Below are 20,290 nucleotides of genomic sequence, written 5' to 3'. Positions count from 1 at the left end.
AATTGTGTATAATATAACCCGATAGTACCAATGGGTTAACCACAATTACCGTAAAAGTGTGAATTAGGAGGCAACCAATGGATCCACGTGCAAAAAAAACAATCACTGCGTTACGAACCGCCCTGTTTCGGTTACTGAAAACGACCACGGTAGACGATATCACGGTCACCGGCCTCTGTCGCGAAGCGGGTATCAATCGCCGGACATTCTACCTGCACTACGATAACGTGCTGGAAGTCTTCAACAATTATGAAGATCAGCTCGCTAGCCGTGTCCGCCAAACACTGATGGCACCCAGCACCACCGAAACGAATTTAATTGCCACGTTTGACCAGATTTTTGATGAAAATTTGGCAGGTTTTACAAACTTGTGCTTCAATCACCGGCAAGAAAGACTGATTCAAGCCTTAAATGAAATGCTGTTTACGACAATGTTGAGCATTCGTTCCTGCCAGCCATTACCGCAGGATATCATTACGATGCGCTATGCCAGCAGCGGCATCGTGGACGTTTACGTGTATTGGATCAATCATCAGGGTGACTTTTCGCGACAGGACTTGTCAAAAACGGTGAAACGATTAGTTGAAAGAAATTTAGACCTGAATACAAATTAAAATGGTGACGAAATCAACCGATTTCGCCACCCTTTTTATAGTCCAAACCAGCGTTTATCTGCAAACAGTACAACAAATGCCAGCACCAGACACCGCAAATTGCCGGTACAACACTGCGACCAGCTAGGCAACTGAATCAGACCGCCTAGCGATGCTCATCATCGAGACCCTGCCGGCCATTAGCCGCACCGCGCTGACGACTGCGTACTAGGAACCAAACACCCAGTATCACGATAACGATGCCAATGCCAAACCCGAATAAACCGCTGCTTGAGTTGGCGTTGGCGGAGCGTTCAAGCGTTAAAATGGCGTACTGCGTTAAAACGATAGCGACCGCACCATCCACCACGTTGAACAATTTTAAAATCGTGATCAGGTGGTTGTGATGTTTGCGCGACCGCACCAGACTGATGGAAGAATTGATAATTTTAACGAAGCCGATCAGGGCGATGATGTAGGTCACATTGGCGCTGAAATGCTGGTGGTAGCCGTTAAAATACATCGAAAGACAAAAGACCGCGAAGATGGCGCCAAGGCCAATGAAAAACAGGCCGGCACTAAAGTATTCACTGAGCGCAAAATCAGGGTCATCAGTGACTTCCCGTTCGTTGATGCGCAACTTGGAATAGCGGTAAAACAACCAGCCCTTTGCCGCCACCATCACCAAGTAAAAGCAGCCGAATCCTAACAGCCACATGGACATTACTGCGAAACCGATGACCAGTTTCGTCAGAGCCAGTAACCCGCTGAACGGCGTTGAGACCGCACTGTAGAGCACGGTGCGGTCTTTTTTTGATTGCCAATACTGCCGAAAATTTAATGGTGAGCCATTCTTTGCCACAGTGAGCACCCCCTTCTTCATGCCTGATTCTCTAAACTAGTATGTACCTGAACTTATCCGATTACCACAAATACCGCTTTAATTCCGCCGGCATCAAATCATAAATGGTTTCGGCCAGCTGCACCGGATCCTCGACCATGCCGCTAACGATCCAGTTGCGGGTCAACTGGGTATACCCAGCCACGAAAAACTGGATCCGCTGTTCATCCAGTTCGGACAACCGTTGTTTTCCGCTCCGCAATAACAGACCGTAGCGCACGTTTTTCAACGAGTCATCAACCCAAAATTCCAAAAACGAATTTTGACCGTTCGACTTCATCGCTTCGGTAAAGTAAGCCTGATTCGCTTTCAAAAATAGACCGCCCTTTTCCAGGATGGTCACCCACGGGTCTGAAACAGCCCCCTGCATGTGCTGGTAAACAGCGTCGCGAAAATAACTGTTCATCAACGCGTACTTATCCGGAAAATAAGTGTAAAACGTCCCGCGACTGACATCCGCTGTCTCAAGCAGCTGCTTCACGGTTATCTTTTCAATTGAGTTCTGCCCCAGCAGATCATGCATCGCTGTGAGCAACCGTCTGCGACTATCCATATGAATAACCTCCACTAGACATTTCGTGACAATCATCCAGTTTTGAACATCCACCTCGATGTGTTCAGTTCAAGGAAGCGGTCCCATGCTAACATGTGACCTATTGAACAACGAAATGGAGTGATGATCGTGTCTTATCGTTTTTTAAATCCCTACACGTTCCAATCAGGGGTAACTGTGTCAAACCGGGTGGTGGTACCGCCAATGACTGAATCCATGTCCTTCTCCGATGGCGCCGTGACCACCGATGAACTGCACTACTTCAGGATTCACTCGCGAGGCGTTGGGATGTACATTACGCCAGTCGCCAACGTGAACGCCTTAGGTAAAGGGTTCGAGGGCGAATTGTCAGTCGCTGATGACCATTGCATCCCCGATTTAGCCCGGGTCGCTCAGCAGATCCATGCAAACGGCACCAAGGCCGTCCTGCAGATCTTCAGTGCTGGGCGAATGACCAATAGTGCCATTCTGCGCGGGCAGCAACCCGTGAGTGCCAGTGCCGTTGCCGCGCTGCGTCCGGATGCCGAAACACCGCGCGCACTAACTGACGCGGAAGTTCGTGCAACCATCGCCGATTTCGGGGCAGCCACTAGGCGCGCAATCAAAGCCGGCTTTGACGGGGTTGAACTACACGGCGCCAACACTTATCTGCTGCAACAGTTTTTCTCACCGCATTCCAACCGGCGCACAGATGACTGGGGCGGTACGCTGGAGAAGCGCATGGCCTTCCCCCTGGCAGTCATTGCCGCCGCGCAAGCCGCAATTCATGAGGACGCTCAAAACCCGTTTCTTCTGGGATATCGTTTTTCACCGGAGGAAATTGAAAAGCCGGGCATTCGCATTGAAGATACACTGCAGCTGCTTGCCAAATTGGACACACTGAACCTCGACTACCTGCACATGTCCATGGGCAATGCCTGGCGGACCTCGTTAAACAATCACAATGACCCAGAACCGCTGTTAAACAAAGTCCTGGTCGTTACCCACCAAACCCCGCTGATTTCCGTTGGCGGTATCGAAACTCCCGAACAGGCTGACAAGGTCATGGCTGCCGGTGCAACGTTTGTCGCCCTTGGCCGCGAAAATCTTCGCGAGCCCAACTGGGTGCAAAAGGTCAGCAACCACACGGAAACAACAATTCGCTACAAACTAGCGGTCACCGACCTGGAGGAGCTGGGGATTCCAGAATCATTTTTCCGTTACCTCGCCAACATGGAACGCCACGGCGCCAATATCGGCTTTGAACCCAGTCTCGCCAAGGCTTCCGAAGATGAAGCGCTCAACGTTATTTTTAATTAAGTTTATCACAAAAATGGAGGGTTTATCATGAGCAGAATCGTTATCGTTACCGGCGGCACCAGCGGCATCGGTTACCAGACCGTCGCAAAGTTCTTAACCAACGGCGACAAAGTTTTGATTGCCGGCATCGACAAGCAGGAAAAAATCGACGCCGCCATGGCAAAATTGACTAAACTAGGTGAAGTCACCTTCTTCACCTGCGATGTGGCCAACAAAGAAGCATGCGCGACCGTTATTGATCAAACGATGGCAAAGTATGGGCGAATCGACGTCCTCGCTAACGTGGCCGGGATTGTTGGCAAACGGTTGTCGTTTACGGACATCGACTTGGCGGATATTCAAGCGGTCATTAACGTCAACCTCATGGGCACCATTAACATGGGCTACTATGCAGCCAAGGTGATGACCAAACAAAAGGCCGGCGTCATCGTAAACGTCGGCTCCATCGATGGTTTCCTCGCCAACCCCGAAAACGTGGCCTACCATGCCAGTAAGGGCGGTGTCAAAATGTTCACCGCTGCCGAGGCTCGGGAACTGTCCCCCTTTGGCATCCGTGCCGTGTCCGTTGCCCCTGGCTGGGTCCACACCGAAATGATGGATGGCTTCACTGCCAGTTTTGGCGCGGCCATGCATATGAAAGGCCGCGTGATCGAACCGCAGGAAATTGCGAACGTCATCTACCTTGTATCACTGGATGAAGCGAGTGCAATCAACGGGACAACTGTGTTTGCGGATGATGGGTATACTGCGTTTAAAGGGATCGAGGTTAAGCCACAGGAATAAGGACTGTAAAAACATTGAGTCCTGTGTGTGGCGCCTATTTTCCTAAGCTAAGGATCCTATTAACAGATTGTTTTTCGAAACAAAAAGGCGCCGTTCACTGCTGATGAAACGGCGCTTTTTATTTTCTCTTCAAACATGGTGTTTTAAGAACCTCAAAAAAATGGAAAATGACATTTTTTTGGGTGTTACGTGAACGGAATCGGCTCATCATCCGATACTTTCACAAACTGAATATCATGATCAACGCTCAGGGGATTCAGCGCTGAATCAAACAGCATCAGCCGACGGATGCCCTGTTTGGTCATCGAATCCGCACTCGGCATCGTCAAAATACGATCTTCGGCAGTGCTCATCGCATAGTGCGTGCGAACTGCCTCACTATCGACGGCTTCAATCGGATAATAACGGTTGGCATAGTACATCACACTTTTTTCACCCGGATTGTGTGCCAGCCCGACCGTGTGGCCTAATTCGTGCTCCGCCACGTGCACGTCCTGAGTTTTCGTATAGTGCGCAGCTTTTAACAACGCGGTGTTGAGGTACGTTTGATCACTGGAAATATTGCCGTTGTTATCGTGATAGATGTATGTCATGCCAACATATGTCGTGGAATACGCCCCTTTTGGCAATCCTGTAATTTGAATTTGCGCGTTTGATGCTGTCGTGAGTTTGAACGAAAACACCCCTGTTTTATTCCAAGCCTGAATGGCCTTTTGCCATATTTTGCCGTAGTAACCACCCACGTTGAGTTTGACCGTCGCTGTCGCCGTTGGAAAGCGGCACGGGTACACCGGAGTGATGGCGGCCAAACTCTCGACTGGGGGAATAATTGCTAAGATCATCGTGAGTAACAATAACGCTAGTTGACGCTTTCTTGTGAGTTGGATCATGTCAATCACTCCTTAGAAAGTGTCAACCTCTCCCTGGCAATATCGTACCACCAAGTTGGTACAAGCGTGTCAATTTTGCTTCACTTGGTCAAGCATTTGTTGGCTAAATCACAATCCGTACAGAATTAAACAAATTGACTATTCAATTTAGGAATATTTCTAAATTAATCCACATGGGAGTTCCCGTTCGGATATACTTTAAAGGTGTCAAAAATTTCGAACTCGTGGGGAAAACAATGTCAAACTACCAAACGTTACAAGATCTATTCAACCTTAATGACAATGAACTCAGCACTTACCCAGTCGTCATTAACAATGAACACCCAGCTGATTTTAGCGAAGAACTGCAAAATCCGCTCGATTATTTTATTCATGGTCAGCGCGATAAGCTCATGCAATACATCGGGTATATCAGCAAAACTGAAGCCGCCTATTCGCGATTAAATCTGCCGTATCCTAAACGTGTCCGAAGCGACTACAAACTAAAGCCAAACCAGTTAGTGCTACAGTTTGTGCGCTACAAAACTAGAGATTCATGGTTATTTATCGGCTGCTTCGATCATGCCGAAATTGCAGTGACGCCCAACGGCATGTACAATCATTATCCGTTGACGTTGAACCCGAAGTTTAGCGAATACGTTGGCCGACTTGTCGTTGACTACAAACGAAATCAGGGCGACATGGGACGCGTGATCAAACAAACTGACAACTTTAAACGCATGACAGTGATTGATGTTTTGTCTAAGCCCTATGTGGGTGAATGAGTTTCGATAATTAGTCAGCAATCATAGCAAGAACCCCAGCCGCACATGGCTGGGGTTCTTTTAAAGGGGAATGGAAACAATATTGTGAAATCTACTGCATAAAGGTCAGTTAACTACTTTAGGTTATTACCCTTCTCGTTTACGTTTTGCAACACCAAAACCCAAACAGGAGACTAATAAACCAAGGATGCCCCAGCCTGGTATGGAACTGGGTTGCTCTTCATCCGTCTGTGGCAATGTTTGAGCATCAACATTTGTTGCATTTTGAGGTGTCTTCGGGGAGGAAGAGACCTCACTAGCGATTGTTTTTTTACAGGTACTTGCGCTGCCATCGCTAGTTGGAGCTAACGAAGCAGTGTTGCCTGTACAATCAACGTGGGGATTATCTGTTCTTTGGGAATGCAATTGTGAGATCTTACGCGAACGTTTTTTTGAAATGTTTTGTGGTTCTTCCTTCTCATTTATTCCAGTTTGTTCGTCACTATTCCCATAATGCAGTCCTGAAACAGGGTCGTCTATCCGAGGGCTATTAGTTAGTTTTACTACTGATTCAGGCATATTTGATGTTTCTGTTGAACTGTCACCTTCTTTATCATTTGTCGAAGATGTTGAATTGCCGGATTTATGAGAGGTGTTGGCATGATTATCACTAGTAGGTTCATCCGTTTTTGGAAAAACACTGATCTGGGTTAAACTTGCAAAAGCAAATTGGCGTTTTGAAACTAGAACACAAACTGGATTAGTACCGTTTGAATATAACACCTTGTCCGAACCCTGCGTCTCAATAATTAAATATTTGGATTCAATGCTACTTTGGCCAGTCATCATTGAGTAGCTATGGTAGCCAATCTTACTCAAAATAAGGACACTTGTTTTGTTTTTGAAAATTTGCCCAGATTGCATGGGTGTAATAAGCACTGTCGATGCATGATTGTCCACAAACCCGAAACCAATGCTGGTCGCAAACGAATCTAAACCACTAGCGTTTGTTTCTAACTGAATATTCATATCCAGTTTTGAAATATAATTAAAGGTTGTACTAATGATTATCTGATTTGGGAATTGCAACAAGCTTCAATCAAAATTGGTGAATTGAGTCGCGTTCGCATTCTTTTTAATAGTCATTCGCAATTCTTCTGGTGATTGAATACTGTTCAGCGACGTAACTGTGCTTACCTGCCGCTTTGTCAGCGCCCCGTTTTTAGAGTACCAAGTGGACCTGGTAAGGCTAACCGAATGACTAGAATTATGAGCAGAATAATGAAGGCGATCATTTTGATTTTTCCTACCGGTACTGCCCTGATTTTGTTGCTCAGTTGCCTTATCAGCCGTAATCTGTTGAGGTGTACCAGCTTTTTCATATTCTAACTTCGCTTGCATTTTTGCTTGTTCAATTTCAGAATCATTTGAAACGCCAAGGTCGATACTAGTAATTGATCGATTAGTATCTACAGAATTGTTGTCTGCCTGGTCACCGGAAATTGTCTTATTATTAACTTGCTGATCCACACTGCTTGAGTTATCCGGACTGCTGCTATTTGTATCAGTCTCAACATTATCCTGCGGCATCGCTGATAAATCATCGTTACTTGGAATGGCGTTCTCCTGAGCACCTGCACTACTCTTTTTTGGAACATCGCCTGAATGATGTTTTTCAGAATCTTGACATATCGCTTCTTCATTAGGTGATTCCAAAATAGCGTTGGCTGACACCTGATCAAAATTTCCAAAAACAAGCCCTGCACTCACTACAGCAGCCGCTACGATTACTCCTGTAACTTGCTTACTAACAATCCAGCGCGACTTTGACTTATAAAGCTTCAAAGTCGCCACCGGATCAGCATTTTGCTGCATCTGTTTGCGGTTGTTCCTACTCAATTTTGAAATCAGTTACATCTCCCAAAATAGTTGACATAGGTGTGAACAATCAACTCATGAGTTGTATGAAACATCAAAATAAACACCAGGCCTGGTCGTCATTATTTCGATATGAAGTACCTTACCATAAGATTTTATTGCTATGTCAAATGTAACATTCCTGTAACTTTCTTGTAAATATAGTTAATGCCCTTTATCACAATCAATACCTAAACTGCCTTTTTCACAAAACTATATCGAGATTAAAGGCAATTGTTTTAAGTCAGACATATATTTATTATAAAGCATATAAAGTATTCCTAATCTTATATAGGTTTCAATCAACACCGTTAATGGCTGACATTGTATTCGCTTATCACTTAATAACTTAATATTATGATTGGCTTGTGAATTTTACACAATTAATGTGTGATTTTTGCATACATCACCGGTAATTATGGGTTATTTTTATAAAATTCAGTATTACAAAATGGGCGTTTACTCAGAAAAAACTCATTTTTATTTTTCACTCTTTTGCCCAGTTGACAGTGTAAGCAGGCGTGTTTTGATTCTCAAAACGCTCGTCAATGAAGGCCATGAAACGACTTTTTGCAAATTCCAGAAAGGTAAAAGGACCAGCCACACCCTTGTGCAGCTGGTCCTTTATCATTCACATGTGATTATTATTTTCGATTGATGCCCAAACTATCCCGCAATCCCAACTTCGGGTCGTGCGCCAACCGGGTCACCAGATCGGCAATACTTTCTACCGCCACATCATGGCCGCCGAACGGTTCACCCTTGTGGGTAATTTCGTAGTCGGTGCTGCCGTTGTCAAACCAACCGGGACGGATAATCGTGTAATCCAGGTCAGAAGCCTCGATGACATCCGCTGCCTCTCGATACGGCCGCAGAACCGGGTTCTGGGAGACATTACCGCCGCCCATTGATGCTGGGATTTCGTCATAAATGCCCATGGACGTGATAAACAAGAGGCGTTTCACGTCGCTTTGATCCATCGCTGCGACCAACGCCTGCGCCATCGTTTTTAAGCTACCGCTCAACGCCGCAAATACAACGTCCTGACCCTGTAAGGCAATCTTCAACGTGGCGGCATCCGTCACACTGCCGGCAATGGCAGTCTCGCGGGACGCGTCGACGTTGCCCAGACGATTCGTGTTGCGGGCCATCAGCGTCAACTGGTCATCCGTGTGGTCCAAAAAATACCGCCGAGTCGTGCCGCCAACTGTTCCTGTTGCACCAATAATTAATACGTTTGTCATGTGTGAATCCTCCCTATTTGTTTTGTTGAGATCACTATAATACCTTCAAGTTACTGCAAGGCAAGCCTTTTGTAAAAAAATTTCGACCCAGTTCTCAAATCTTGAAAGATTATGGATCAGACGCCAATATCTCCATCAATAATAGGCAGACATTTACGCACGAAAACTTTTTTAAATTTTTTTCAAAAAACGCTTGCCTTCAAGTTACTTCAAGGTCGTAAAGTAGGTCCTGTAATCAAGTCAAACAACAAAAGGAGTTCTTAAATATGACAAAAACATGGTTAATTACAGGCGTTTCAAGTGGTTTCGGTCACCAACTGACGGCACAATTACTGGCAAGCGGCAACACAGTTATTGGCACGGTGCGGAACACTAAGAAGATTGCGGACTTTGAAGTTCAGTACCCTGACACCTTCTTCAGCAAGATTCTCGACGTTACCGATACTCAAGCGATTCACCAAACCGTTGACGCCATCTTCAACGAACACGACACGGTCGACGTGCTTGTCAACAACGCCGGCTACGGCCTGTTCGGGGCCGCTGAAGAATTAACTGACGACCAGGTCAACAAAATTATCGGCACTGATCTGACCGGTTCGATCCAAATGATTCGTTCCGTCCTCCCTCACTTCCGTGCTCAGGGTCACGGCCGCATCATTCAGATTTCATCCTACGGTGGCCAAGTCGCCTTCCCGGGCAACTCAATGTATCACGCCGCTAAGTTCGGTATCGAAGGCTTTGCGGAATCCGTTGCCCAAGAGGTTGGCGCCTTCAACATTGGTGTGACCATCGTTGAACCCGGTGGTGCCCGGACTGAATTCCGGTACGGCAGTGCGCAGGTTGCAACTGAATTACCAGCCTACGAAGGTAACCCAGCCCACGCCTTTAAGCAGATGCTGGATCCAGCTAACGGTTTAGCCCCTGGCGACCCTGCCCGGATGGCTGCGCGCATCATCGAATCAGCTGATCAAGAACCAGCACCGCTGCGGATGGTCTTAGGCTCAGACGCCTTGAAGAACACCATCGCAACGTTGGAAAAGCGTGTTGCTGACTACAAGACGCAGACCAAATTAGCTGCCTCCACTGACTTCCCAGCTGGTGAATAACCCAATAAAGACGCCCCTAAGCCGCCATGGCCGCAGAGCGTCTTTATCATTTCAACGATTCTTCATCAACACCTGTCATTAAACGCTACATTTCAGCCAATAAGACTTATAATGGAGCAAACAACTACCAACCGAGGTGACCACTATGAACATCAAAGAAGCCAGCGAACGCACCGGCGTTTCCTCCGCCGCCATCCGCTACTACGAAAAAGAACTGCTGATTCCCGCCATCGACCGCAGCGAGACCGGCAACCGTGAAATCGATGACCGCATCATCCGCCGCATCAACTTCGTCAAACAAATGCGCGCAGCCGGCATGTCCATCGAAAATCTGCGTAAGTACATTCAGCTCTTCGACTCTCAAGAGGAAAACGACCAAGAACAGCAAGATCTTCTGCGCGAACAGCTTACTGAAATGGAAGAGCGCCGCGACGACTTGCAGGCTGCCATCGACCACCTGCACTTCAAGCTTGACCACTTCTACGACCACATGAAAACCGCCGAGTCCGAAATGGAAGCACTGGAGCGCGAGCATGACGCAAAGCTGGAAGACGAAAGCAAGGAATAGCATCCGCCGATTTGATTTTGGATAGTTAACGCTAATTAAACATCTCAAAAACGCCAAGGCAAACGTGTGAACGTGGGCCTTGGCGTTTTATTGTTGTCCGTCAGAAGGAAAAATGAACGCCCGCCAGTAAGCTCTCAACCAACTTGCCACATGATAAGCAAAGACAAGGATTCGACTGCCTTTGCAACAGCCAATAAAGAACGAACAGACGATACCACGCCAAGTGTGGCAGCATACCGGTACATTCAGTAACCACTAGTGTTGCCGTCTTTTAGAAAAAAGCAGGCTTGCAAATAATATCGTATCAGCGTCAGTTTGCGCGTCAACGGCATAATGGCACAGCCCAAATCACTTAAATTCAAGCTAGTTGACTGTCTGCGAGCCTTACTGCTGCGGCATAGTTTTTAAAAACGCATCCACGCCGCCATGCATCAGTGCAATCGTGGCCTGAATCAACGTTTCCATTGGGGCTTCCCGGTCAGACAGGATCCACTGCCGGTATGCGCTCAGCCCCGTTTCCTGTACGAAGTTGATCAACAAGCGTTGCTGCCAGTCGTTCAGGCGCTGAAACTCACGAGATTTAGCCCACGTGTCGTGCATCACCACGTCGATCATCTGTTGGCGAATGCCCGTATAGGTGCCGCCAATCGTGATCTTATCGTACGCCGGTCCCTGCTTGGCCGAGTATTCGATAAACGACCGGACGCTCTTATCTAAATCACGCGGGTACTGAAAGCTACCGATCTCCTTCAAATATTCCTGTGAGTATCGCGCCTGCATCTCCGCCAGCAAATCATCCAACGTCGGGTAGTAACGGTAGAACGTTTTCTTGTTGATCTGTGCGCGTTCCGCCAGTTCTTTGACAGTAATCTTTTCGTACGGCCGTTCAGTAATCAACGACTCGAACGCTGTATAAATGGCGGTGACGGTTTTCTGCACGCGCAGATCTTCAAACCCAGTGAGCTTCATGATGACACCCCGTTTCCTCGTTTTAGTTAAAGTATAGAGAAAACGGGCGCGAAATACCAGTCAGGCAACGGTGTAACCCATTTTGGGCAATAAGCAAAAGGAACCTTTGCCGAAAAAGACTAGCGTGTCTTTTTGACCAAGGTTCCATGTATATTTTATGCACTATCATGCCGCTCGTTTCCGAAAAACGGGTTAAATTTGGGCTCTGACTATTCGGAATAATAATGCTCACCAACGAGTTAATCTGCCGGTGTCCAACTTTCAAACTGCGCCTTCTGCTGATTCAAAGTCATTTCGAAATACCGCTGATTCTTATCCAGTGCGTCAATCTTTGCCATGTCATCAGCCGTTAATTCAAAATCAAAAATATCCAGGTTGTCTTGCATGTGTTGCGGGTTCGTGGTTTTTGGAAAAACAATGTGGCCAGATTGTACGTGCCACCGCAAAACGATTTGGGCGGTTGACTTGTCATACTTGCGGCCCAGCTCAACGAGGACTGGTTCGTTCAACAGTGCAGCGTCACCGTGTCCCAGCGGATACCACGACTCAAACTTGGTGCCCACCGCGGCTAATTTTGCCTTGAGCGCCTGTTGCTGGAAGTATGGGTGCAGCTCCACCTGCATCACTGCGGGCTGAATGGTGGCGTTGGTCAGTATATCGTCCAAGCGGTCGCCATCAAAATTACTGAGACCGATTGCCCGAACTTTGCCAGTATTAACCGCATTTTCCATGGCCTTCCAAGCACCCAAGTAATCGCCAAACTGCTGGTGCAGCAACAATAAATCAACGTGATCCGTTGCTAACCGAGCAAGCATTTTATCAATGGCAACCGGGGTCTTCGCCTCCCCGTAGTCGCTCGGCCACAGTTTTGAAGTGACCCAGATGTCATTGCGGTCCAAACCGCTCTTTTGAATCGCCGCACCAACCCCGCGTTCGTTTTGGTAAGCGTGCGCAGTGTCAATGTGCCGGTAACCCAGTTTCAGGGCGTCACCGACTGCCTGCTCAGTAGCAGCATCGCCGTCGATCATGTAGACCCCAAGACCTAATTGTGGAATTTCTAGCCCGTTATTTAACGTTACAGTTGTTTGTGTCATTTTCAATCATCCTTTCTATAATAAGTCTGTTCAAGACCAGTGTAATCGTTCGTTATCGTGGCTGCTTGATTGGCGCCTTGCGCGTGATGTTGACCACCACGGCAAGGACGACCAGAATCAAGCCAACGGTCATAATGAGATGCAGACCGCTGTGCAAAATGGTCCTCATCGCTGGCAATAAGCTGCTTGGCAGACTGGCAGCTGACAATTAATATATGTCTTTTTGCCACAGTTAACCCCCTAATAGAGCCTTGATTTTGTTTTAATAATGACCCAGGCGTCCTGCCGCCAAGCTAGTATTGTCGTTGTCGCCAGCGCCCATGTTTGACGCATACCATAGATTCGCGCAGTCAGCTGATCATGACTAATCACAACCGCCGTACTGCCATCAACCGTCACGTCAATCCCTTCTTCCCGACTGTTAAAATACTGCATCCGGCCCAGTTTGATTTGGCGCAACCAGTCGTCACGAGTTTGCGTGACACCCGTAATATGTTCAAATACCGCGTCCGGTGCAATCAATTGGTCTAGTTTGTCGAAATCCTGATCAATGAGTGCTTGGATCTGTTGCCGGCAAACCAAAATGGCTGCCTGTTCACTTGCTGTTGCTGTGCGCATTTCATCGCCTCCGTTTCACTGAATGATGTTAGTATCGCATGCCGTCAATCGAGAAAAAATGGTCAGTGTTTCAAAAAACGGGACATCCGCCACCCTTTTTCAAACTCTGTGGCAAAACATTTCCAAAACAAGAAACGATCACGTGTGGCGCAGTCATTGTTAATCAGCAGAATGAGCTGTTCTAACCAACTAAGTCATCACGCCAGATAAAGTTAGACGTGCGCTTACTGATCAGCCATTGCCCCTCAACCTTGCGATACTCATCCGCATACCGCACACCCTGATGGGACGTTGTTTTGTTGCCGTCATCATTTTGCTCAACTAAGGTCACAAAACTATACGCGGTCCCAGACGCAGTATCACCGTCAATGTTGAGCGTCTGTTGCCCATTCATGTGAAAAACGGCTGAGTACTGGGTCATCGAACCGCCAAATTCCTTGGCAATTTCATCCCGACCATGCATGCTCATCAGCTGCTTGCCATCGATGACAATGTTGACTTCAGCATCCTGTGTAAACAAGGCGACTTGCGCGTCATTATCCTTGGTATCAGCTTAGTTTGAGAACAGGTCAACAACCTCTTTCAGTGCAATTCGGTCGCTTAATTCTTGTGTGTTCATATTCATTTCTCCTTTAAAGTTCGGTTATTTTTCGTCTAGTTCTTTTAAGATCCGTGCGGGATTACCACCCACAACTGTGTTTGCCGGCACATTCTTAGTAACAACTGCACCACCGGCTACCACCGCGTTTTCGCCCACGGTGATTCCAGGCAGGATTACCGCCTTGGCACCGATCCAAGCGTTGCGCTTGATCAGGATCGGCGCGGCCTCTAACACATAGTGATCACTGAAATCGTGATTAGCGGTCAGCAGAGACACATCCGGCCCAATCATAACGTTGTCTTCAATCGTGATGTTATCGATGGCCATTGCCGTCAAATGGTGATTAATAAAAACGTGCTTGCCGATGTGCAACATCTTGCCACGATCAATGTCCATGGGACTGGCAATGTTGCTGGTAGCATCCAGCGGTGTCAGCAGCAGTTCGTTGATAAGTTGCCGCATCTTTTCAGTTCGCGGTTTCGTTTGGTTTATTTCAAAACATAGGTCACCGCTGCGGTTAAGTTCAATAATGTCCGGTGCGTAGGCTTTGGTGCGCATGTCAACTCGTTTCATTTGTTGGCCTCCTTTGATTCAATAGCCAAAGTTTACAACCTATTCAGAGAACAAAAAATGGGCAGTATTTTGAAAAGCGGGACATATGCCACGGATTTTTGGAAAACGGGACAAAACGTTGATATATGCAAAAAAACCGGTCTCAGGAAAAGTTCCTGATAAACCGGCTCTTTTATGTTGTACCGATAACGGCTTAAGTAAGCAGTGGCATCACCGCAGATTATTCGACATTACCATTGCCAATTTCTTTCTATATCGGCCTGATCATCATAGTTCAAGGCGACTAATATGACCGGAAATCGAATTACATTTGAGTTCCGTATCGGATGGGAAGTCTCGTCCAGTGACAAGTAGGTTGCTACCTTTTTCTTTATGCAACTGTGGTGTTTTCATCGATTTCCTTCCGACAAAAAAAGACTGGTGCCATCTACCGCGCACCAGTCCATCATCAATCACTATTATTTTTCAACAATCAACAACGACTTAATTGCCTTACGTTGATCCATAGCATCATAAGCAGCTTGAACATCATCCAAGGCAAATTGTTGGGTAAACACTTTCCCTGGGTTGATCTTACCGTCCAAAACAGCTTTTAATAATTCTGCCTTGTCATAGGTGGTCACGGAAGCAACGCCACCCCGCAGACCAATGTTGCGCCAGAACAAATTATTAGTGTTCATTTCAGCCTTTTGCGGCACGCCAACACGGCCGACAACGGCACCTGGACGACCAACTTTAACAGCGGTGTCCACGGATTGTTCAGTGCCGACACATTCGAGCACGGCATCAGCCCCGCCTTCGGTCAGTTCCATGACCTTAGCGACCGCGTCATCACCACGTTCAGCGATGATGTCAGTGGCGCCGAATTCACGGGCCAGCTTCTGCCGGTCTTCGTGACGGCTCATGGCAATAATACGCTTTGCCCCGCGAAGTTTTGCGGACAGCACACCACACAGCCCAACGGCACCGTCGCCCATGACGACAACTGTATCGCCTTCTTTGACTTCAGCAGAGGCGGCGGCATGGTAACCAGTTGCCATGACATCAGCCAAAGTAACCAATGAGTTCAATTGTTCATCCGTATAATCACTGGGTTGACCAGGAATCTTGACCAGGGCCCAATCAGCATTGGTGAAGCGCAGGTATTCAGCTTGGAAACCTGAACTGCCCATTTCCTTAGCGTTTAAACAGTTGCCGTCAAAGCCGGCCAAACAAGCAGCACAGTGCCCACAACCGTGAGTAAACGGCACAATAACGAAATCGCCCGCCTTAACGTTTTTAACATCGGCCCCGACTTCTTCAATCACACCAATGGCTTCGTGACCAACCGGTGTGTTGTGCGGTCTTTCTGAAATACCACGGAACCACCACAGGTCAGATCCGCACACGCTGGCGCGCACCACGCGGATAATGGCGTCGGTTGGTTCTTGAATCGTTGGTTTTGGCAGGTCTTGAATTTCAACCTTACCTGGTTCGATAAATACTGCTGCTTTCATATAATGAAGCCTCCTTTTATTTTTTAACAACCATACTGTAAACCTTAATGTGGACTTTAAGGCAAGCGTTTTGGCAAAATAAATCGGAATTTGTGTCTTCTCCACAAACAAACGCTGGAACATCATATTTTTCTGCGTATTTTCAGCTAGCAAAGCCTTTAGACGCATTCCCAGCCTTGATTAAGATAAAGTTCGTACTATAACTAAGGTGCAATAAATTAGTCATTTAATTATTTTCTTGAGTGATTGTCACCTTATTCCCTACTTGCTCCTAAGCACTGTTAGTGCCAGTCAATGTTGGTTGACCGCAATCGAAGCTGTCTTGTTTGTTAAGAAACTTAAATTCAAAATTCCCCCTTGCTTTCGACTCGACTCGAAGGCTTAAGCTAATCACATCAGATTAGGAGGGCTCAAAATGACACAAGAAGTAAAAGCATTACAAGCAAAAACCAAGGGTGACTTCACTTCATTTGAACACACTGTGATCACCCGTCGAGACCTGCATCCCGATGACGTTGCCATCGACATTAAGTACTGTGGTATTTGTCACAGTGACGTCAGCATGGTTCAGTGGCAAGGCAGCCATTACCCAATGGTGCCTGGTCATGAAATTGCTGGTATCGTGACCGCAGTCGGAAGCGAAGTGACTGATCTTAAACCTGGTGACCGCGTTGGTGTCGGCTGTTTTGTCAACTCATGTGGCAAATGTGCCGCATGTAAAGCTGGCCAGGAACAATTTTGTGAAAACGGCGTTATTATGGTATTTGAATCTGAAGATTACGATGGTACCATTCAAAAGGGCGGTTACTCTCAAGCCATTGTTGTTAAGGATCACTTTGTACTGAGTATTCCAGACAACTTATCATTGGCCGATGCAGCGCCACTATTATGTGCAGGTGTAACGACTTACAACCCACTGAAACGTTACAACATCGGTGCTGACAGTAAGGTTGCCATAATCGGTCTGGGCGGATTAGGCCACATTGCAGTGCAGTTTGCAGCCAAGATGGGTGCTGACGTGACGGTCTTTGGTCACTCAGAATCTAAACGTGACGAAGCTCAACACTTCGGTGCAACTGGCTATGAGATCCTAAAAGACCCAGAAGATTTTCAACCCCTGCAAGGCCAATACGATTTCATCTTGAACACCCTAGCCGTTGACTTGGACCTGGATAACTACCTGCCACTCTTAAAATTAGACGGTGTGATGTGCTATGTCGGCATCCCAAGTGACGACATTCACTTCAATTTATTCTCAATTTTTGGCAACCAAGCTAAGATCACCGCATCAAACGTCGGTGGTATCGCATTGACGCAAGAAATGCTGAACTTCGCAGCTGAACATGATATCAAACCCCAAATTGAAATGATCGGCATTGACGATGTTGCGGACGCTTACCAAAATATCTTGGATAGTAAGGTTCACTACCGCTACGTCATTGATATGTCGACGTTGAAGTAATTGCAAAACGCATTTCCCCAAGATTCAAAACCCAATCACACAAAGTAAAACCACTTGCCGAACAAAACCTGACGAGTGGTTTTTTAAGAAAATAGTTGCCTTAGAGTCGACTTGAAGGCGTAGGATATTCATGATGACTGTTCCTACTGTTGCGACTGACCACCATTTGACCCGACAATTTGAAGCCTGGTTAACGGTAACAGTTCGAATGACAATCTAGTTTTTACTGCATTAAAGCGCTGAACGATAAACTCGTTCAGCGCTTTTTTAACAACTAAAATAAATGTGCGCTATAAAAATACGCAGCCGACATCGGGCAAGTCAATTTTTCCGAGCCCGTCGCTCTTCTCGCTGGTCGGCCAATTTTTTGCGCTGCATCGCCAGATACATCTGTTTCAAATCCTGAATCATCAGTTCGGGATCTGCAGTCATGTCGTTTTCAAAAAAATGCTGCCACCAGTTATCTTTGATGGTCTTGATCTGCGTAGCAACTTTCGTGCCCTCCGGTGTGATTGCAATCACCTTGGCCCGTTTATCGTAAGGGTCAGGACGCTGCGTGATCCAGCCGCGATGTTCCATGACCTTTAAATCACGCGCCAATAAACTGGGGTCATAGCCCATCGAAAAGGCGATGTCCTTTTGCTGTTCTGCCGGATTTTCGAAAACATTCATCAGCAGATCACTTTGGGAGGCATTCACATCAAATTCAGTCAGTGCCCGTTTTAAATCGTTTCTCGACATCCGGTCGATGCCGGCAATGTATTTATCAAAAAAATGCCACTCCATAACAATATCTCCCGTAAAAATGATTGATCGTTTAAATGCTGCAGGACTGGTGTCGCGAATGAATGGAGCGACTATGCGACGTTGATGTCCTTACTGCGCACCGGTTTCTTGACTCCTACCGAAATAATCAAGGCCAAAACAGCCATGATCATCACAAAAATAAAGCCAAGGTGGGTACCATGCGTTAACCCCACTGCGTTCGGTGTCTGCCGGAACCCGGTTGACAGCATGCTGGTTGCAATGGCTGTAGAAACCGCGCCGGCGATCTGCTGCAACGTACTCAAAATTGTACTGCCGTCAGCACTATACCGCTTATCCAGACTATTCAAACCGTAACTTTGTGCCGGTGACATCACAAGTGGTGCCCCGATCATCAAGACGATGTTGCCAAGAACAATCACCCAGACAGCCGTTTTAACCTTGATCATTAAGAACATCATAACACTGATGATAACGATCACAAATCCGATTCGGGTCAGCCACTTCGCTCCGTAAGTATCGTACAACCGTCCTGCCAGTCCGGAAACAACAACGTTGACCAGCCCGCCTGGCAGCATGACAAGACCCGCGACGGCGGTACTTGTGCCCAAAACGCGTTGCAGATACATCGGCAGCAAATAAGCCGAAGCCAAAATGATGGCAAAATTCAAAATGACCATCGCTGTACCAATACTGAACGCTTTGGATTTAAACACGCTAACATTTAAGACCGGTGTCGCCAAATGGGTCTGTCTGGCCACGTATAGCCCAACTGCGACGATTCCGACAATGAGACAGGCTGCCACTGGCAACGATAACCAACCAAGGTTGCTCGCCAGCGAAGTGCCGATCACAATACCGCCAAAACCGATGGTCGACAACAGTAATGAAAAAATATCCGTTGAACTGTCCGATTGCTGAAATGTATTTTTTAAGTAAACGGCTGTGATGACAAAGGAAACCAGTAAGAATGGAATAAACAGCCAAAAAATGAAGTGCCATGACAATGAATTCAGCATTAACCCAGTTAACGTGGGGCCGATTGCTGGCGCGAACATAATAACCAACGAACACAGACCCATGATCGTCCCTAATTTTTGCGGTGGGAAAATCACCATGGCCACACTGAACATGAGCGGCAAAATCAATCCCGTCCCGATTCCCTGAATCATTCGACCAATCAAAACGACACTAAACGTCGAGGCAATCGCTGAAATTAACGCCCCCACAATAAATGCCGATAGTGCAAATAAGACGATGCGCTGCGTTTTGAATTTTCTCGTCAGCAGACTGGATAACGGCATAACGATACCAATAACTAACATATACCCCGTCACCAGCCACTGAATTGTCCCAGTATCAACGTGAAGTGCAGTCATCATCCGGGGCAGCGCAATGTTAAGCGATGTTTCCGAAAACATGCCGACAAACGACCCTAACATGAGGCCAAACAACGCCAGATTAGGGTGCTCCAGTTGAACCAGTGAGGTCAGTTCGTCCTTAAACTCTGTTTCTTTGATAAAATTATCCTCTTTCCGCGATATATTTTAGGCACTCTCTTATGCCAGTAATAAGTGCTTAAACACAGAAAAATACCACCCATTCAAGTGGTATTCTTCGCATGAACATGAAAAGTATATCAAAATATAGTGGATAAATCTACTAGTTAATAGATAAATCCACTATATTTTACATTTGTAAACGTTTTAGCATTTTTAAAAGCCAAATCAGCACATGACAACTTATTCATTCTCGGGTGAGAAAGGCTTTCAATAAAACTTTCCCATCCTCGCGCTAATGTAAAACAAATCTCGTTTTGACCTATCGTTTTAAAGTCAGAGCGCTTGACAACGGTTTAAGAGATTTGTGAGTACGACTTTTATAAAATAATGCCATCAAGCTTCACCCAAACAGGTTATCGTAACAACTGCCACAGTCAAAAATCAACTTGCCAAAAACGGTCATTTAAGGGCTTTTTCTTAACCACAAAAATAAGCGTCCGCCCCCTTTGAATCAGTTTTAATGCAAAAATAATACGCATTTTTTTGATTTTGAAAACCCCCCGATTTAAAATTGAAGTGCAACACTTGATAACTAGACCAATTAGACTAGCTT

At 46.6% G+C, this 20,290-nt stretch carries 21 protein-coding genes and 1 pseudogene; 7 read left to right on the top strand and 15 right to left on the bottom strand.

Going from position 1 to position 20,290, the window contains the following annotated elements:
- Positions 1-77 precede the first annotated feature (77 nt).
- Positions 78-614: a TetR/AcrR family transcriptional regulator gene (locus FC82_RS02580; RefSeq protein ID WP_054761382.1), complete on the top strand. Its 537-nt coding sequence runs from the start codon at positions 78-80 to the stop codon at positions 612-614.
- A gap of 145 nt (positions 615-759) precedes the next feature.
- On the opposite strand, the gene FC82_RS02575 is transcribed toward FC82_RS02580, so the two are convergent.
- A complete protein-coding gene (locus FC82_RS02575; RefSeq protein ID WP_056996128.1) occupies positions 760-1,455 on the bottom strand; it encodes a hypothetical protein in 696 nt (231 codons plus the stop codon).
- Positions 1,456-1,516: 61 nt separating this feature from the next.
- Positions 1,517-2,047, bottom strand: a complete 531-nt coding sequence (locus tag FC82_RS02570) for a TetR/AcrR family transcriptional regulator C-terminal domain-containing protein (RefSeq protein WP_054761385.1) — start codon at positions 2,045-2,047, stop codon at positions 1,517-1,519.
- 123 nt (positions 2,048-2,170) lie between these two features.
- On the opposite strand from FC82_RS02570, the gene FC82_RS02565 reads away from it, so the two are divergent.
- Positions 2,171-3,346, top strand: a complete 1,176-nt coding sequence (locus tag FC82_RS02565) for an NADH-dependent flavin oxidoreductase (RefSeq protein ID WP_082620145.1) — start codon at positions 2,171-2,173, stop codon at positions 3,344-3,346.
- Between the two features lie 27 nt (positions 3,347-3,373).
- Positions 3,374-4,129, top strand: coding sequence for an SDR family NAD(P)-dependent oxidoreductase (locus FC82_RS02560; RefSeq protein ID WP_054761390.1), 756 nt, complete (start codon positions 3,374-3,376; stop codon positions 4,127-4,129).
- Between the two features lie 185 nt (positions 4,130-4,314).
- Here FC82_RS02560 and FC82_RS02555 read toward each other — a convergent pair whose 3' ends face one another.
- Entirely contained in the window at positions 4,315-5,019 is a 705-nt protein-coding gene (locus tag FC82_RS02555) for a matrixin family metalloprotease (RefSeq protein WP_056996127.1), read from the bottom strand.
- Positions 5,020-5,255: 236 nt separating this feature from the next.
- Here FC82_RS02555 and FC82_RS02550 point away from each other — a divergent pair, with 236 nt between their 5' ends.
- Positions 5,256-5,783, top strand: coding sequence for a hypothetical protein (locus FC82_RS02550; protein ID WP_056996126.1), 528 nt, complete (start codon positions 5,256-5,258; stop codon positions 5,781-5,783).
- A 126-nt stretch (positions 5,784-5,909) separates the two neighbouring features.
- On the opposite strand, the gene FC82_RS02545 is transcribed toward FC82_RS02550, so the two are convergent.
- The 3 genes from FC82_RS02545 to FC82_RS02535 all read right to left on the bottom strand — a co-directional run bounded on the left by FC82_RS02545 (position 5,910) and on the right by FC82_RS02535 (position 8,923).
- Positions 5,910-6,791, bottom strand: a complete 882-nt coding sequence (locus FC82_RS02545) for an LPXTG cell wall anchor domain-containing protein (protein WP_161939769.1) — start codon at positions 6,789-6,791, stop codon at positions 5,910-5,912.
- Positions 6,792-6,857: 66 nt separating this feature from the next.
- Complete coding sequence (locus FC82_RS02540) at positions 6,858-7,637, bottom strand: hypothetical protein (protein ID WP_056996125.1); 780 nt, start codon at positions 7,635-7,637, stop codon at positions 6,858-6,860.
- 686 nt (positions 7,638-8,323) lie between these two features.
- Complete coding sequence (locus FC82_RS02535) at positions 8,324-8,923, bottom strand: NAD(P)H-binding protein (RefSeq protein WP_056996124.1); 600 nt, start codon at positions 8,921-8,923, stop codon at positions 8,324-8,326.
- A gap of 266 nt (positions 8,924-9,189) precedes the next feature.
- On the opposite strand from FC82_RS02535, the gene FC82_RS02530 reads away from it, so the two are divergent.
- Both FC82_RS02530 and FC82_RS02525 read left to right on the top strand, forming a co-directional pair.
- Complete coding sequence (locus tag FC82_RS02530; protein ID WP_056996123.1) at positions 9,190-10,029, top strand: SDR family oxidoreductase; 840 nt, start codon at positions 9,190-9,192, stop codon at positions 10,027-10,029.
- 145 nt (positions 10,030-10,174) lie between these two features.
- Entirely contained in the window at positions 10,175-10,597 is a 423-nt protein-coding gene (locus FC82_RS02525) for a MerR family transcriptional regulator (RefSeq protein WP_054761406.1), read from the top strand.
- Between the two features lie 384 nt (positions 10,598-10,981).
- On the opposite strand, the gene FC82_RS02520 is transcribed toward FC82_RS02525, so the two are convergent.
- The 7 genes and pseudogenes from FC82_RS02520 to FC82_RS02495 form a co-directional block, all read right to left on the bottom strand.
- Positions 10,982-11,566 carry a TetR/AcrR family transcriptional regulator gene (locus FC82_RS02520; RefSeq protein WP_056996122.1) on the bottom strand — a complete coding sequence of 195 codons (585 nt, stop codon included), beginning with the start codon at positions 11,564-11,566 and terminating at the stop codon, positions 10,982-10,984.
- 239 nt (positions 11,567-11,805) lie between these two features.
- Positions 11,806-12,660, bottom strand: coding sequence for an aldo/keto reductase (locus FC82_RS02515; RefSeq protein WP_056996121.1), 855 nt, complete (start codon positions 12,658-12,660; stop codon positions 11,806-11,808).
- Positions 12,661-12,712: 52 nt separating this feature from the next.
- A complete protein-coding gene (locus FC82_RS16690; protein ID WP_162260919.1) occupies positions 12,713-12,868 on the bottom strand; it encodes a hypothetical protein in 156 nt (51 codons plus the stop codon).
- Between the two features lie 32 nt (positions 12,869-12,900).
- Positions 12,901-13,278, bottom strand: coding sequence for a nuclear transport factor 2 family protein (locus FC82_RS02510; RefSeq protein WP_054761408.1), 378 nt, complete (start codon positions 13,276-13,278; stop codon positions 12,901-12,903).
- A gap of 181 nt (positions 13,279-13,459) precedes the next feature.
- Positions 13,460-13,819: pseudogene (locus FC82_RS02505) on the bottom strand (nuclear transport factor 2 family protein); the annotation flags it as partial.
- Positions 13,820-13,921: 102 nt separating this feature from the next.
- Positions 13,922-14,452, bottom strand: coding sequence for a DapH/DapD/GlmU-related protein (locus tag FC82_RS02500; protein WP_054761410.1), 531 nt, complete (start codon positions 14,450-14,452; stop codon positions 13,922-13,924).
- Between the two features lie 458 nt (positions 14,453-14,910).
- The gene (locus FC82_RS02495) at positions 14,911-15,948 is read right to left on the bottom strand and encodes a zinc-dependent alcohol dehydrogenase family protein (protein WP_056996120.1); all 1,038 of its coding nucleotides are present in this window, start codon (positions 15,946-15,948) and stop codon (positions 14,911-14,913) included.
- Between the two features lie 415 nt (positions 15,949-16,363).
- Here FC82_RS02495 and FC82_RS02490 point away from each other — a divergent pair, with 415 nt between their 5' ends.
- The gene (locus FC82_RS02490; protein ID WP_054761416.1) at positions 16,364-17,410 is read left to right on the top strand and encodes an NAD(P)-dependent alcohol dehydrogenase; all 1,047 of its coding nucleotides are present in this window, start codon (positions 16,364-16,366) and stop codon (positions 17,408-17,410) included.
- A 321-nt stretch (positions 17,411-17,731) separates the two neighbouring features.
- On the opposite strand, the gene FC82_RS02485 is transcribed toward FC82_RS02490, so the two are convergent.
- Together FC82_RS02485 and FC82_RS02480 are read right to left on the bottom strand one after the other, a co-directional pair.
- Positions 17,732-18,196 carry a MarR family winged helix-turn-helix transcriptional regulator gene (locus tag FC82_RS02485; protein WP_054761418.1) on the bottom strand — a complete coding sequence of 155 codons (465 nt, stop codon included), beginning with the start codon at positions 18,194-18,196 and terminating at the stop codon, positions 17,732-17,734.
- Between the two features lie 71 nt (positions 18,197-18,267).
- Entirely contained in the window at positions 18,268-19,695 is a 1,428-nt protein-coding gene (locus FC82_RS02480) for a DHA2 family efflux MFS transporter permease subunit (RefSeq protein WP_056996119.1), read from the bottom strand.
- Positions 19,696-20,290: the final 595 nt, after the last annotated feature.

The organism is Secundilactobacillus collinoides DSM 20515 = JCM 1123, from assembly GCF_001435975.1.
In the GTDB taxonomy this organism is placed as follows: domain Bacteria; phylum Bacillota; class Bacilli; order Lactobacillales; family Lactobacillaceae; genus Secundilactobacillus; species Secundilactobacillus collinoides.
Note: the sequence above shows the minus strand (reverse complement) of the source record. Positions and strands in the feature narration are given on the sequence as shown.